Annotated in this window: 11 protein-coding genes; 5 read left to right on the top strand and 6 right to left on the bottom strand. The window is 67.1% G+C overall.

Annotated elements, in window-relative coordinates; genetic code table 11:
• The first annotated feature begins 143 nt into the window (after window positions 1-143).
• The gene (gene metG, locus AC5RWT_RS13465; protein WP_494045764.1) at window positions 144-1706 is read left to right on the top strand and encodes a methionine--tRNA ligase; all 1563 of its coding nucleotides are present in this window, start codon (window positions 144-146) and stop codon (window positions 1704-1706) included.
• A gap of 78 nt (window positions 1707-1784) precedes the next feature.
• On the opposite strand, the gene AC5RWT_RS13460 is transcribed toward metG, so the two are convergent.
• Complete coding sequence (locus AC5RWT_RS13460) at window positions 1785-2303, bottom strand: hypothetical protein (protein ID WP_494080631.1); 519 nt, start codon at window positions 2301-2303, stop codon at window positions 1785-1787.
• A gap of 86 nt (window positions 2304-2389) precedes the next feature.
• Complete coding sequence (locus AC5RWT_RS13455; protein WP_494080630.1) at window positions 2390-3796, bottom strand: APC family permease; 1407 nt, start codon at window positions 3794-3796, stop codon at window positions 2390-2392.
• A gap of 181 nt (window positions 3797-3977) precedes the next feature.
• Between AC5RWT_RS13455 and AC5RWT_RS13450 the strand changes: the two genes are divergently transcribed.
• Window positions 3978-4304, top strand: a complete 327-nt coding sequence (locus tag AC5RWT_RS13450; protein ID WP_494080629.1) for a cupin domain-containing protein — start codon at window positions 3978-3980, stop codon at window positions 4302-4304.
• Between the two features lie 215 nt (window positions 4305-4519).
• Here the strand turns inward: AC5RWT_RS13450 and AC5RWT_RS13445 are convergent, their stop codons facing one another.
• On the bottom strand, window positions 4520-7036 hold the full coding sequence (locus AC5RWT_RS13445) for an ABC transporter permease (protein WP_494080628.1): 2517 nt from the start codon (window positions 7034-7036) through the stop codon (window positions 4520-4522).
• 3 nt (window positions 7037-7039) lie between these two features.
• The gene (locus tag AC5RWT_RS13440; protein ID WP_494080627.1) at window positions 7040-7813 is read right to left on the bottom strand and encodes an ABC transporter ATP-binding protein; all 774 of its coding nucleotides are present in this window, start codon (window positions 7811-7813) and stop codon (window positions 7040-7042) included.
• Window positions 7814-8371: 558 nt separating this feature from the next.
• Here AC5RWT_RS13440 and AC5RWT_RS13435 point away from each other — a divergent pair.
• Window positions 8372-9502, top strand: a complete 1131-nt coding sequence (locus AC5RWT_RS13435; protein WP_494080626.1) for an LCP family protein — start codon at window positions 8372-8374, stop codon at window positions 9500-9502.
• 80 nt (window positions 9503-9582) lie between these two features.
• On the opposite strand, the gene AC5RWT_RS13430 is transcribed toward AC5RWT_RS13435, so the two are convergent.
• A complete protein-coding gene (locus AC5RWT_RS13430) occupies window positions 9583-10284 on the bottom strand; it encodes a response regulator (RefSeq protein ID WP_494080625.1) in 702 nt (233 codons plus the stop codon).
• A 151-nt stretch (window positions 10285-10435) separates the two neighbouring features.
• Window positions 10436-11617, bottom strand: coding sequence for a sensor histidine kinase (locus tag AC5RWT_RS13425; protein WP_494080624.1), 1182 nt, complete (start codon window positions 11615-11617; stop codon window positions 10436-10438).
• Between the two features lie 185 nt (window positions 11618-11802).
• Here AC5RWT_RS13425 and AC5RWT_RS13420 point away from each other — a divergent pair, with 185 nt between their 5' ends.
• Together AC5RWT_RS13420 and AC5RWT_RS13415 are read left to right on the top strand one after the other, a co-directional pair.
• Window positions 11803-12867, top strand: a complete 1065-nt coding sequence (locus AC5RWT_RS13420) for a 3-isopropylmalate dehydrogenase (protein ID WP_494080623.1) — start codon at window positions 11803-11805, stop codon at window positions 12865-12867.
• 65 nt (window positions 12868-12932) lie between these two features.
• The coding region (locus AC5RWT_RS13415; RefSeq protein ID WP_494080622.1) for a branched-chain amino acid aminotransferase at window positions 12933-13818 on the top strand (886 nt) is incomplete at its 3' end.

The following is a 13818-nucleotide window of genomic DNA, read 5'->3' as shown; positions in this document are numbered from 1 at the left end:
ATAAAGCACGACGGCGGTGTTCCTCGCCTGATTCGGCCGCAGCTCGGCGCGACTCGCTACTCCTGCGCTGCCGGAGGCCATCCTTCCATCACACGACGTTGCGCATTTCGACAAGCGCCGAACGCAGAGGGTAATTTCATAGGGTGACCTCCTCTGAGCCCAAGACCCCTTACTACATCACCACGGCCATCACGTACCCGAACGGCGTGCCGCACATCGGCCATGCCTACGAGTACATCGCCACGGACGCGATGGCCCGTTTCAAGCGGTTGGACGGCTACGATGTGATGTTCCTGACCGGCACCGACGAGCACGGCATGAAGATCGCCCAGACGGCGGCCAAGGAGGGCATCACGCCCAAGGAACTGGTGGACCGGAACACGGCGGCCTACAAGTCTGCCCACGAGGTCCTGCAGATCTCCTACGACCGGTTCATCCGCACCACCGATGGCGACCACTACGAGGCCTCCCAAGCCGTCTGGAAGAAGATGGAAGAGGCCGGGGACATCTACCTGGGCAAGTACGAGGGCTGGTACTCGGTCCGCGACGAGGCCTACTACGCCGAGGACGAGACCGAGCTCCGCGAGGACGGCAAGCGCTACTCCATCCAGACGGACACGGAGCTGACCTGGACCGAGGAGGAGAGCTACTTCTTCCGGCTCTCCCAGTACCAGGACAAGCTGCTCAAACTCTATGAAGAGCAGCCCAGCTTCGGCGCGCCCCGCAGCCGCTTCAACGAAGTCATCAGCTTCGTCAAGAGCGGACTGGAGGATCTGTCCATCTCCCGCACCACGTTCGACTGGGGCGTCCCGGTTCCGGGCAATGACAAGCACGTCATGTATGTCTGGGTGGACGCGCTGACCAACTACCTCACCGGCGTCGGCTACCCGGACACGGAGGCCGAGTCCTTCAAGAAGTACTGGCCGGCCGATGTCCACGTGATCGGCAAGGACATCTCCCGCTTCCACGCCGTGTACTGGCCTGCCTTCCTGATGTCCGCCGGGCTGGAACTGCCCAAGCGCGTGATGATCCACGGTTTCCTGAACAACAACGGCGTCAAGATGTCCAAGTCCTTGGGCAACGTGGTGGCACCCGCCGATTGGGTTGCCCAGTACGGCCTGGACCAAGTGCGCTTCTTCCTGCTGCGCGAGGTCCCCTTCGGCGCCGACGGTTCCTACAGCCACGACGCCGTGGTGGGCCGGATGAACGCGGACCTGGCCAATAACCTGGGCAACCTGGCCCAGCGTTCGCTGTCCATGGTGGCCAAGAACTGCGAGGGCAAGGTCCCGCAGCCCGGCACCTTGGCGCCCGAGGACCACGAGCTGCTGGCCCGCGCCGAGCGCCTGCTGGAAAAATCGCGTGCGGCCTACGAGGTGCAGGACTTCCACGGCTCGCTCGAAGCCATCTGGACCGTGCTCGGCGACACCAACGCGTACTTCGCGGAACAGGCCCCCTGGGTGCTGCGCAAAACCGACGTGGAGCGGATGAACACGGTGCTCTACGTGACGCTGGAGGTGCTGCGCATCGTCTCCATCCTGGTCCAGCCGGTGATGCCCACGTCCGCGGGCAAGCTGCTGGATGTGCTGGGACAGCACGACGACGGCGCCCGCGACTTCGCTGCCATCGGCACGGCTTTGGTGCCGGGAACCTCGCTGCCGGCTCCCACGCCGATCTTCCCGAAGTACGAGGAACCGGCTGCGGGCTAGCCCCGGTCTGCGGCAAAGAAGGTGCCCGGCGGTCCTCGCTTCTGAGGAAGCGCCTTAGCTTGGGACGAAGCGCCTCAGCTATGGCGAAGCGAGGAAACGCTGGGCCGCGGTGCTGTTCATCATCCGCTCCAAACGTTTCTGTTGGGCCACCGCCTGCGCCTCCAGTTCCTGGAAGCGGAGCACGTCCAAGCGGGGATCCATGGGCGCCAGGGTAGCCAGGATTTGCCACATGCACTGCTTGCCGCGCAGCGCGGACATCAGCGACTCCAGCTCCAATTGGGTACCTACGCCGCCTGACGCGCGCGTCGGATTGAGCGGATTCACCCTGCTGATGACTGCACCGGCCATGGCACCGAGCCGCTTAAGCTTGTTGCGCCCGTGGCCGAAGCTGCGGTGCAGTGCCTTGAGTTCTTTGCGCTCGGCGGACAGTTCATCCCGGAGCTTCCGGAGCTCGGCTTCCTGGGGTGTGCCCGCCCAGGCCTGGCGGACGGCGTCGAACAACTGCACGCCGGCCGCCGAGCCCAGCAGGTGGTAGTCCAGATATGACGCGATGTCCTTCTGGTTCAGCGTGCCTGTCGACAGTTTGTCAGCGGCCATGGCCTTCCTCTCTGCTGGCTGTCATCTCAAGCGGACGGATTTCCGCCGTCGTTGTTAAGACTGTCCTTACCCACAAATGCGCGCGCTCATTCGCCCAGTTCCTCCGGGTGGCGGAACTTGGTCTTCCTGCCGTAGGCGCCCCGGTTCCACAGCCAGGTGATCACCCACAGCACCAAGCCAAGGCCAATCATCAGGCCGGCAATCTGGTACTCAATGGGATCCTGCGCCCACGGCCCCACCAGGAAGAGGCAAGTGAACATGCCCAGGTAAGGGAGGATCGTCGGGGTCCGGAAGTGCTCGCCGTCCACCGGGTTCCGGCGCAGCACCAGCACCGCTAGGTTCACAATCGTGAAGACGCCCAGCAGCAGCAGCGCGGTGGTGCCGCCGAGAGCGGTCACGGTCTCCGCGCCCATTACGTTGGTGACCACGAAGATCAGGACAAAGGCAATGAGCGTGGTGAAAATGATCGAGGCCCATGGGGAGCGGCGGTTCGAGTGCACCTTGCCCAGGAAACGCGGCAGCACGTCCTGGCGGGCCATGCCGTAGAGCAGGCGGCTGGCCATCAGCATGTTGATCAGCGCGGTGTTGGCCACCGCGAACATGGACAGGAACGGGTACATGACATCTATCGGCAGGCCTGGCGCGCCGATCTGCACGACTTCCAGCAGAGGTGTTGGGCTCTCCGATAACTGACCGATCGGCACGATGGCCACCGCGGTGATGGATACCAGCAGGTACACAATCACCGTAATGCCGAGGCCGGTGAGCATCACCTTGGGAAAAATTCTGGACGGGTCCTTGGTTTCTTCGGCCATGTTGACCGAATCCTCGAAGCCTACGAAGGAGAAGAAGGCCAGCGAAGTGGCGGCAGTGATCGCGAGGAAGACGCTTTTGTCATTCGAGGTTTCGAAGACCATGACCCGGCTGAAGTCCACGTTGCCCTGGCTCATCGCCCAGAATCCGATGAAGATTACGATCAACAGGCCGGTGAATTCCACCAGCGTTAGCACCACGTTGAACTTCACCGATTCGCTGACGCCACGGAAGTTGATCGCCGCCAGGACGGCCATGAAGATGATGGCCACCCAGGTCACCCCGGTCTGGTTCCAGTCCAGATTGAAGCCGGCGATGAAGTTCTCGCCCAGGAACTTGGCGGCGGTGGAGGCGGAGGTGATGCCGGAACTGAGCACGGCGAACGTCACCAAAAAGGTGAGGAAATGGATCCCGAAAGCCTTGTGCGTATACAGCGCGGCGCCCGCCGCCTGCGGGTACTTCGTCACCAACTCCAGATAGGAGAACGCGGTGATGGTGGCCACGATGAACGCCAGCAGCAGGGGAGCCCAGGCCGCCCCGCCCACTTCGCCGGCCACCTGCCCGGTCAGGGCATACACGCCGGTGCCCAGGATGTCGCCCACGATGAAAAGCAGCAGAAGCTTGGTGCCGATGGCCCTCTTCAGCTCCGGCTGCTTTTCGGTTGCGATGGAATCGCTCACGATCGACCTCCGTCCACACGGCGCTTGTCGCTGGTCTATCGGGCCAACGTAGCACCCGTCACAGACGATGTCTGCGGCGTCGACCCGCGCGGGGGAGGAGCAGGCCCGAATTGGTATTCCCTAGGCCTACGGTCGCCCGCTCGGTAGAGTGTCGGCTACTCCATGGGGGAAGGATGTTCCGATGACCTACAAGAGTCTGTCACTCGCCAGTCTTCGTCCTGCCACGGGCGCCGCCGTCTTCCACGGCTCCGAACACGGCGCCCACGCGTCCTTCTTCGTCAACTCCCGCGGCGCCGAACGCCATCGCCACCCGTACGAAGAGATCTTTGTACTGCTCGACGGCGAGATCGACTTCACCATCGACGGCGAATCCGGCCATGCAACGTCCGAGACGGTGATCGTCATCCCCGCCCATGCCTGGCATGAGTTCACGGCCACCACCGCCGACGGCGTGAAGATGGTCAACATCCATCCCGTTGTACAGATGCAGACCGAATGGGCAAGGTGAGCCCGGACCGCGCCGGGGAGGACTCGGCCGCCGGCCGCCAGGACTCGGCGGGCCGGCCCCGGCCGCCAACCACTATTCAGCAGGCGCCCTTCTCGAGGGTGAAAAGGGCGCCTGCTGACTCCTCGATTCTTGGGAGTGGGGCAGAACGACGGCGTGGCCTCACTTGGGGTGCTGCCTTCCTACCCGGGCCCTCGGCCGCGCCGCTGCGGCCCGCGCTAAACCGTGGCCAGGCCCTCCACGGGGGAGAGGCGGGCGGCGCGGCGGGCCGGCATGACCGAGGCCAGCAGCCCGGCCACCACGGCGACGGCCAGCACGGCCAGCAGTTGCAGCCACGGGACATCCGGCACCACGGTGGCGAAAGCCCCCAGCGCGGACTGCGCGCCGAGCCAGCCGTACACCGCGCCCAGCACGGATCCGATCAGCGCGGCGACGCCGGCGATCAGCACGGCCTCTAGGGCGAGCATGCCGCGCAGCTGCGACTTGGTCAGCCCCAGCGCCCGGAGCAGCGAGGACTCCTGCGTGCGCTCCAGCACGGAGAGCGAGAGCGTGTTCGCCACACCGACCAGTGCGATCAGCACGGCCACGGCCAGCAGCCCGGTGACCACCAGCAGCAGCACGTCGATCACCTGGTTGAACGCGGCCCGTTCCACCGCGGCGCCGGAGATCTGGTACTCGTTCACCTCCAGTCCGGCGGCCAGCTCGGTCCGCAGGTCCAGCAGCGCGCCGGCATCCAGATCGCGGTCCACCGAGACCCACAGTTGCGGCAGGGACGAGTAGTAGTCCTCGCTGTCGGCGCCCGGCAGTTCCGGCACGCCGATCTCCGCGGCCACGGCGGAAGAGACCAGCGGCGGCAAAGTCCGGCTGTCGGCCTCGACCACGGTCAGCTCCTTGGCGCCTTTGCTGCCGGTGACGGTCAGGGTCTTCAGTTCGGAGCCCTGCGGCATCAGCACGGTGTTCCCGTCCAGCACCAGCGTCTTGTCCTGCAGCAGGTCCAGCTGCTCCGGCGCCAGCTGGTACACCCCAGTGCGCGAGCCGTGAACCTCGGCGTATCCGCCGTTCGTGACCAAACCGGCGGCCGCAACGCCGTCGTAATTCAATGCGGTGGCCGCCGCCGAAGCATCCAGCGGCTTTCCCTCCAGCGTCACGTCCCCGACGGACAGGTCCACCGGATACTCGGCGCCCAACTGGGAGTCGAAAGCGGTTCGCGCCGTCTGCGCCCCGGTCATCATCATCGTCACCAGGGTCACGCCGATCAGCAGCGCGGTGGCTGTGGCCGAGGTCCGCGCCGGATTGCGCACGGCGTTGACCGCGGCCAGCTTGCCCGGCACACCGGCGGGCTTGGCCAGCGCGCCGACGGCGGTGACCAGCGGCGGGATGAACAGCGTGGCACACATCAGCAGCCCGATGAAGGACAGCATGCCGCCGGGCAGGGCGATCAGCAGATCCGCCGACATTGCGCCCAGCGCGAGCACGACGGCGCCGCCCACCGCGAGCGCGAGGCCCACCGCGAGCCGGACCTTGCCCTTGCTGTTGCCGGCGCGTGCCTCATCCGCCGGACGCAGGGCGGCCAGCGGGGCCACGCGCGTGGCGGCACGCGCGGGAGCCAGCGCGGCCAGCACCGTCATGAGGATGCCCACTACCAGCCCGACGGCGATGGCCGTCGGCGGCACGGCGAGCGTGGCAAACTCGGTGTCCGGCTGACCCTGCAGCACCGCAATGATGCCGCCCATCAAGGCCACCGCGCCCAGCACGCCCACGACGGAGGAGGCGATGCCCACCAGCAGCGCCTCGGCCAGCACGGAGCTGCGGATCTGCCTGCGGTCCGCCCCGATGCAGCGCAGCAGAGCCAGTTCCCGGGTCCGCTGGGCAATCAGCACCGAGAACGTGTTGGCGACCACGAGGGCCGAGACCAGAAGGGCGACGAGTGCAAACGCCAGCAGGACGATGGTCAACTGATCGGTGCCGCCGGTCAGGCTGGCCACCACTTCCTTGGTCTGTTCTGCTGCGGTGTTCACGGAGGCTTCGGGGAATCCGGCGTCAGCCAGAGCGGCGGTTACTGTTTCCTTGATGGCGGCCGTGTCGGCGCCCGCGGCCAGATCAAACTGGATGTTGCGCAGCCACGAATTGTCCGCGCCCGCCAGCTGCTGCCGCAGGGCGTCAGTGACGAAGAGCTGAGGCTGGCCCATCATGAACGGGTCCTTGGACGGCTTGACGATGCCGGAGACCGTCAGCGCGGTCCCGGCGGCAGCGACGTCCTCGGCGGCGACCATGCCGGCTGCCGGAGCCAGTTCCAGCTTGTCGCCAACGGAAAGTTCCTGTTTCACCGCGGTTCCGGCGTCAACGGCCACCTCGCCGTCGCCCGGGAGCGCGCCGTCCAGCAGCTCAAGGTTTTCCAGCCCGGCCGGCGCGGTGTTCTGCAAGGCGCCGTAGCTGGCACCGGCTGCGGAGCCGAAAGCGATGGACGACTGCTGGTGCGCGTACACCTCGCCCACGCCCGCCGCTCCGGTCACGGCGTCGAGCGCGGAGGCATCCAACTGCTTGTCCGGACCCTCCGAAACCACCAGGTCCGCGTTGCGGAAAGTGGCGCCGATGCTGTTGCCCAGCGATGCTTCCGTGGAGGAGTTGACCATTAGCGTGGCGGTCAGGAAACCCACCGCCATCACCACGGCAAGCCCGACGGCGATGAACCGCCGCGCGTGCTGCCGCACCTGTGCGAGTGCTACCTGCAACATGGACTACGCCCCCAGCTTGGCCAGGGCGGCCAGGATCGTGTCGGTGTCCGGGCGGTCCAGCTCGCCAACCAGGGCGCCGTCGTTCATCAGCACCACGCGGTCCGCGTAGGAGGCGGCCACCGGATCGTGCGTGACCATGATGATGGACTGGCCCATCTCCTGGCAGGACCGGCGCAGCAGCGAGAGCACTTCCGCGCCCACCTTAGAGTCGAGGTTGCCGGTGGGCTCATCGCCGAACACCACGTCCGGACGGGTGAGCAGCGCGCGTGCTACGGCCACCCGCTGCTGCTGTCCGCCGGACAGCTCGTGCGGGCGGTGCGCCAGCCGGTCGGTCAGACCGAGCGTCTCGGTGACATAGCCGAACCATTCCTTGTCCACCATGCCGTTGGCCAGTGAGATGGGCAGCGTGATGTTCTGCTCCGCGGTCAGCGTGGGCACGAGGTTGAACGCCTGGAAAACGAACCCGACGCGCTCGCGGCGCAGCTTGGTCAACTGTGAGTCGTTGAGTCCGGTGATCTCCGTGCCGCCGATCCAGATGTTGCCCGAATCAGCGTTGTCCAGCCCGGCCAGGCAATGCATCAGGGTGGACTTTCCGGAGCCGGACGGGCCCATGATCGCCGTGAACTTGCCGGCGTCGAAGCTGGCGTCCACGTCCTTGAGGGCGTGCACGCGGGTATCTCCCGTGCCGTAGGTCTTGTTCAGGCCGCGCGTGGCCGCGGCCGGGGCGGCGCCGTCCGGGGCAGCGCCGGCGAGTTTTTGCTCAGTTCTTGTGGTCATACCCCTACGGTATGGAATGGGCGCCCCGCAGCGGATCCGCCGGCGGGCTGGTATTCGCGGCCGCGCCGCTCATACCCAGGGTGGAGAAACCGCCCCCGATGCGCCCAGGTATGGCTCCCGGAGGTCGCCACCGGCAACCGCACCGGCAGTGCCCCGTCAGCAACCGCGCACGGGGAGCGCCCTCCGGCAAAACCGCCAGGGCGGGGTAAATCGGTGAGGGCGCCGTCCATGGGGGGTGCCCTCACCGATACACCCTGCACTCGCCGGAACGGACGGCGCCGAAGACGGGAACCGAACCGGGCCGCGAAGACCGACGGTGGTCGACCACGCGAGCGTTAGCGAGTGCGCGGAGCACCGCGCGGCGACCCCCGGTGGAGACCCCGGTGGAGACCCCGGTGGAGACCCCGGTGGAGACCCCCGTGGAGACCCCCGCGAGACCCGCCTGAAGACCGGGCCGGACCTGAACACCGGGCCAGCCACGACGGCGAGATCAGCTCAGGACACGCCAGAACTGGTGAAACCTTTTGCACCCGGCGGTGCAGCGTGGAATATGGAGGCATGAAGCTTGCCCGGATTGCCACGCTGCCCCTTGTCTCCCTGCTGGTTTTGACTGGCTGCGCCCCGAAAGATGAGCCTGCGCGCCCGATGACGTCGGCGACGGCGACGCCCGCACTCACCACCGGTGTGGAGACGGGGGACATGCCGGCTGCGCTGGCCAAACTGGCTACCGCGATCTACGAGGGCGGCGACCTGAAGGCCAACAAGAAAACCGCAACTGCGCTCGCCGACCGCACACCGGTGGACACCAAGGTCACCGTGAAGGCGGCCACCGGCACATGGAACGGGCAGAAGATGGCCGTGCTGACGCGGGACAAGGACGTGACCCTCGCCGTCGAAAAGGACGGCACGTGGACCGCGGTCGGTGGCTGGTGGCCGTCGCTGGACGTCAAGAAGACTGTCCTCGGCGGCAAGCGGCACGTGCTGCTCATGGGCTCCGACGCGCGGGAGGAGAAGGGCGAGAAGATCGGCGAGGCACGGGCCGACGCCCTGCAGGTTATCGGCGTGGACGGCAAGGGTGGCGGTGGCATCCTCGGCATTCCGCGCGACCTGTGGGTGGACATGCCCGGCGGCGGGCAGGCCAAAATCAACGCGGCCATGGTGCAGGGTGGTCCCAAAGCGCAGCAGAAGGTGGTCGCGGACGTCACCGGGCTGGACGTTGAGGGCTACATCCTGACCGGGTTCAACGGGTTCGAGGATCTGGTCGGCGACGTCGGCGGCGTCACCATCGACGCGCCCATTCCGGTGCTCGGCGTCAAGGCGGGGGAGAGCAAGCTCGACGGCGAAGCCGCGCTGGAATATGCCCGCGAACGGAAGACTCTGAACAACGGCGACTTCGGCCGTTCGGCGCACCAAGGCGTCCTGCTGGCCGGATTCGCCGCCCTGGCCAAGATGAACGGACCGGCCGGACTCGTCGACCTGCTCTCCGCCGTCGATCCGCTGGTGGAGACCAACTTGAGCGCCGAACAGGCATTGACGCTGGGCGCCTGGGTGTACAAGACGGACCCGGCGAAGGTCGGCGGCGAAGTCCCCGAACCCGGCTTCGGCTACAGCGCTGACGGCCAGTACATGCTGCCGATTGATGCCCCGACCCGCAAGATCTTCGACTCCTTCGCCGACGGAAACCTGTAACTCGGCGCCCGCAGCCCGAAGTCCACGCCGTCCCCGGTCGGGGTCCGCTGCCCAGACGCGGCGCCTTCCCGGCCTGGCGACTACGGCGCAACAACCCCGGTTTCGTAGGCAATCAGCACGGCCTGCACCCGGTCGCGCGCGTTGAGCTTGGCCAGAATGTGGCCCACATGGGTCTTCACCGTCGCCTCGGACAGGAACAACTGCCCGGCGATCTCTGGGTTGGACAGTCCCTCCGCGATCAGTGTGAACACTTCGCGCTCACGGGGCGTCAACGACTCGACCGCCGCGTGGCTGCGGCTTGCCGCAGGGCCCGACGCGCGCAGCAGCGGGGCCACGTGTTCCAGCAGCCGCCGGGTGGTGGACGGCGCGATCACCGCGTCGCCCCGGTACACCGTGCGGATGGCCCCGAGAAGTTCCTCCGGCGGCGCGTCCTTGAGCAGGAACCCGCTGGCTCCGGCCTGAATGGCGGCCAGCGCGTACTCATCGAGGTCAAACGTGGTCAGCACCACCACTTTCAGCTCCGCCCGGTCCAAACCGGCCGGCTGCGCGGCGGCGGTGTCCAGCAGCCGGGTGGTCGCCTCGATCCCGTCCATGCCGGGCATGCGCACATCCATCAGCACGACGTCGGCGCGCACCTTCCCCAGCGCGCTCACGGCTTCGCGCCCATCGCCTGCCTCGGCCACCACCTCCAGGTCCGGCTGGGAATTAATCAGCATCTTGAAGCCGCCGCGGACCAGCTGCTGGTCGTCAACCAGGGCAACGCGGATAGGGGAGTCGGTCATCGGGGCCTTTCTGGGTCGGGCTGAGAACACGTTGGTTTGGGGCCCGTCCAAGCTGGGGATAGGTCGGAGTTGAGGGACACAATCGGGATCGGATTCGGGCCACACCGAACCTGCTCCTTCGCACGCGGGAGGTTACTTGGCGCGTCCGGCCTCAGGCTTCGGTGTACGGGATGAAGGCGCGGACGGCGAATCCGCCGCCGGTGCGCGGCGCGGCCTCGACCGTTCCATCGTAGAGCGCCAGCCGCTCGGCCATCCCGGTGAGGCCCTGTTGGCTCCCCGCGGAGGCCGGATCCGCGGCGGCGCCCCGGCCGTCGTCGTTAATCTGCAGTTCCAGGCCCCGGAGGCTCCATTCCAGGCGCACCTGGGCGGAGGCCTCCGGCCCGGCGTGCTTGAGGACGTTGGTCAGGCCTTCCTGCACCACCCGGTACGCAGTCAGTTCGGCCCCCGCTGGCATCGAGCGCCTCGGCTCGCCAAACTGCTCCAGCTGCACGTCCAGGCCGGAGCGGCGGACGGTGTCCACCAGGGTCTCCACGTCGGCCAGCGTCGGCAGCGGGCGGGTGGAAGCGATTTCGTCTCCGCGAAGCACGCCAAGCAGCCGGCGCATGTCCTGGAGCGAGGTACGCCCCGTTTCTGCGATGGTTGCCAAGGTGCCGGTGGCAATGGCCGGATCCTGCACACTGGCGTACCGGGCGCCGTCGGCCTGCGTGATGATCACGGAGAGCGAATGGGCCACGATGTCATGCATCTCCCGGGCGATGTGGCTGCGCTCATCCGCCGCGGCCAGGTCGCGCTCCTGCTGCCGTTCCACCTCCAGCCGGCGGGCGCGGTCCTCCAGCGCCTGCACGGCCAGCCGACGGTTGCGCACCAGGTCCCCAAAAGCCCAGCTGACCAACACGACGGCGTCGACCGCCACCAGCGCGACGAGGTAGAGCGGGGCGGTGCCGGCGGTGAGCGGAACAGTGATCATGTAGCGCACAACATACATGGCACCGCCCAGCAGCCCCAAGGCCAGACCGCCGAGGCTGGCCCACCGCGGCCCGTAGGCGGCCAGCGAATAGACGGAGAGCAGCACGAAGATGTGCGCGGGAAGCGGCTCGGCGATGAGGGCCACGTTCAGCAGGGCCGCCGCAGCTGTCGCCAGGCCCGATTGCCAGGCATGCGTGCGGCGCCACGCGAGAGGCACCACCAGGAATGCCGACAGCGCGAAAGCCGCCAGATTGGCCATCGCCAAATACGGCAGCACAAACACCCCCAGCGCAGCCAGCATCAGGATCAGATCCACCTTGCCGGTGTTCGCCTGTAGCCAGCGGTAGATGTTGTGGTGCACGTCCATGATCCACAACTTTAGGATGTCCGCGCCGGCCAACGCGTCATGCCCAGGTCTGATCCTGTTGGGGGCACGAATTACACAGCGGTGCCAGCGCCCCCACCCAGGCCAGGAAGGCCCACAGGCAACCGAGCAGTTCACATAATGGGACAGTTTGCCCAGAATGTGGACGTCCTCCCTAAAATGAATCCATGAGCGCAGCGACTAAGGCATTCTCCCTGGCAGTCATCCCCGGCGACGGCATCGGTCCGGAGGTCGTGGCGGAGGCGGTGAAGGTCCTCGAGGCGGCAACCGCCGGCGGCGATGCCACCTTCGAGCTGACCGAGTACCCGCTGGGCGCCGAGCACTGGCTGGCCACCGGCGAGACCCTGCCCGAGGAAACGCTGGAGCGGCTCCGCAAGCATGACGCCATTCTGTTCGGCGCCGTCGGTGCCGCCCCCGGCGACACCCGCATCCCGTCCGGCATCATCGAACGCGAGATGCTGCTGAAGCTGCGCTTCTCGTTGGACCACTACGTGAACCTGCGCCCGGCCAAGCTGCTGCCCGGGGTGGCCAGTCCGCTGGCGAACCCCGGCGAGGTGGACTTCGTCGTCGTCCGCGAAGGCACCGAAGGCCCGTACGTGGGCAACGGCGGTGCGCTGCGGGTGGGCACGCCGCACGAGATTGCCACCGAGGTATCCGTCAACACGGCCCACGGCGTGGAGCGCGTGGTCCGCGACGCCTTCCGCCGCGCCTCCGCCCGCCGCAAGAAGCTCACGCTGGTGCACAAGCACAACGTGCTGGTCCACGCCGGCCACCTGTGGCGCCGCACTGTGGAGACCGTCGGCACGGAGTTCCCGGACGTCGCCGTCGACTACCTGCACATCGACGCGGCCACCATCTTCATGGTCACCGACCCGGCGCGCTTCGACGTGATTGTCACGGACAACCTGTTCGGCGACATCATCACCGACCTGGCCGCGGCGATCACCGGCGGCATCGGCCTGGCGGCGTCGGGCAATATCAACATGGACCGCACCGCGCCGTCGATGTTCGAACCGGTTCATGGCTCCGCCCCGGACATCGCCGGCCAGCAGAAGGCCGACCCCACGGCGGCCATCCTGTCCGTGGCGCTGCTGCTGGAGCACCTGGGCCTGGCGGACGCCGCCGCGCGCGTGCAAAAGGCGGTGGAGGCCGACGTCGCAGCCCGGGGGAGTGCCGCGCGCACCACCGCGCAAATCGGCGATGCCATCACCGCCGCTTTGGCAGTAGGCTAGTTAGCGGTTACTAACCAAAACCATTTATTGACGCACAAGGGCGTGCCCTCACCGCGGAGGAACCCATGACTGAAACCCTCGAATTCACCCAGCAGCTCTCGGACCGCCCGAAGAGTGACGAGGAGCGCGCCGCCATTTTGGCGAACCCGGGCTTCGGCAAGCACTTCACGGACCACACGGCCGTCGTCGATTACAAGCTCGACGCCGACGGCATTGGCGGCTGGTCGAACGCGCGGATCGAGCCCTACGGGCCCATCATGATGGATCCGGCCGCCGCGGTGCTGCACTACGGCCAGGAGATTTTCGAGGGCCTGAAGGCCTACCAGCACGACGACGGATCCGTCTGGACCTTCCGCGCGGAAGCCAACGCCGCCCGGCTCAACACCTCGGCCCGCCGGCTGGCGCTGCCGGAGCTGCCCGAAGAGACCTTCATCGAGTCGCTGCGCCAACTGGTCGCCACGGACAAGGCCTGGGTCCCCACGGGCGACGGCGAGGCACTGTACCTGCGCCCGTTCATGATCGCCACCGAGGCCTTCCTGGGCGTGCGGCCGGCCCATGAGGTTTCTTACCGGGTGATCGCCTCGCCGGCCGGCAACTACTTCGGCGGCGAGTTGAAGCCGGTGTCCATCTGGCTGTCCGGCCACTACGCCCGCGCCGGCGAAGGCGGCACCGGCGAGGCCAAGTGCGGCGGCAACTACGCCGCGTCGCTGGCCGCCCAGCTGGAAGCCGAAGCCAACGGCTGCCAGCAGGTGCTGTTCCTGGACAAGTTCAACGACAACGCCATCGAGGAACTCGGCGGCATGAACGTGTTCTTCGTCTTCAAGGACGGCAGCCTGGTCACGCCGGAACTCAATGGCCACATCCTGCACGGCGTCACCCGCTCCTCGGTGATCGAGCTGGCCAAGGACCGCGGCCTGGACGTGCAGGAACGCAAGATCACCATCGACGAAT

The sequence above is a fragment of the Arthrobacter sp. Dra40 genome (assembly GCF_059091905.1).
The sequence above is the reverse complement of the archived record's forward strand: the minus strand, read 5'-3'. Positions and strand labels throughout refer to the sequence as shown.

Bases quoted from the DNA above. Each gene is read 5' to 3' on its own strand.
- AC5RWT_RS13440 (WP_494080627.1), bottom strand. From the start codon at position 7,813: ATGACCACAAGAACTGAGCAAAAACTCGCCGGCGCTGCCCCGGACGGC.
- AC5RWT_RS13435 (WP_494080626.1), top strand. From the start codon at position 8,372: ATGAAGCTTGCCCGGATTGCCACGCTGCCCCTTGTCTCCCTGCTGGTT.
- AC5RWT_RS13450 (WP_494080629.1), top strand. From the start codon at position 3,978: ATGACCTACAAGAGTCTGTCACTCGCCAGTCTTCGTCCTGCCACGGGC.
- AC5RWT_RS13420 (WP_494080623.1), top strand. From the start codon at position 11,803: ATGAGCGCAGCGACTAAGGCATTCTCCCTGGCAGTCATCCCCGGCGAC.
- AC5RWT_RS13425 (WP_494080624.1), bottom strand. From the start codon at position 11,617: ATGGACGTGCACCACAACATCTACCGCTGGCTACAGGCGAACACCGGC.
- AC5RWT_RS13445 (WP_494080628.1), bottom strand. From the start codon at position 7,036: ATGTTGCAGGTAGCACTCGCACAGGTGCGGCAGCACGCGCGGCGGTTC.
- AC5RWT_RS13430 (WP_494080625.1), bottom strand. From the start codon at position 10,284: ATGACCGACTCCCCTATCCGCGTTGCCCTGGTTGACGACCAGCAGCTG.
- AC5RWT_RS13460 (WP_494080631.1), bottom strand. From the start codon at position 2,303: ATGGCCGCTGACAAACTGTCGACAGGCACGCTGAACCAGAAGGACATC.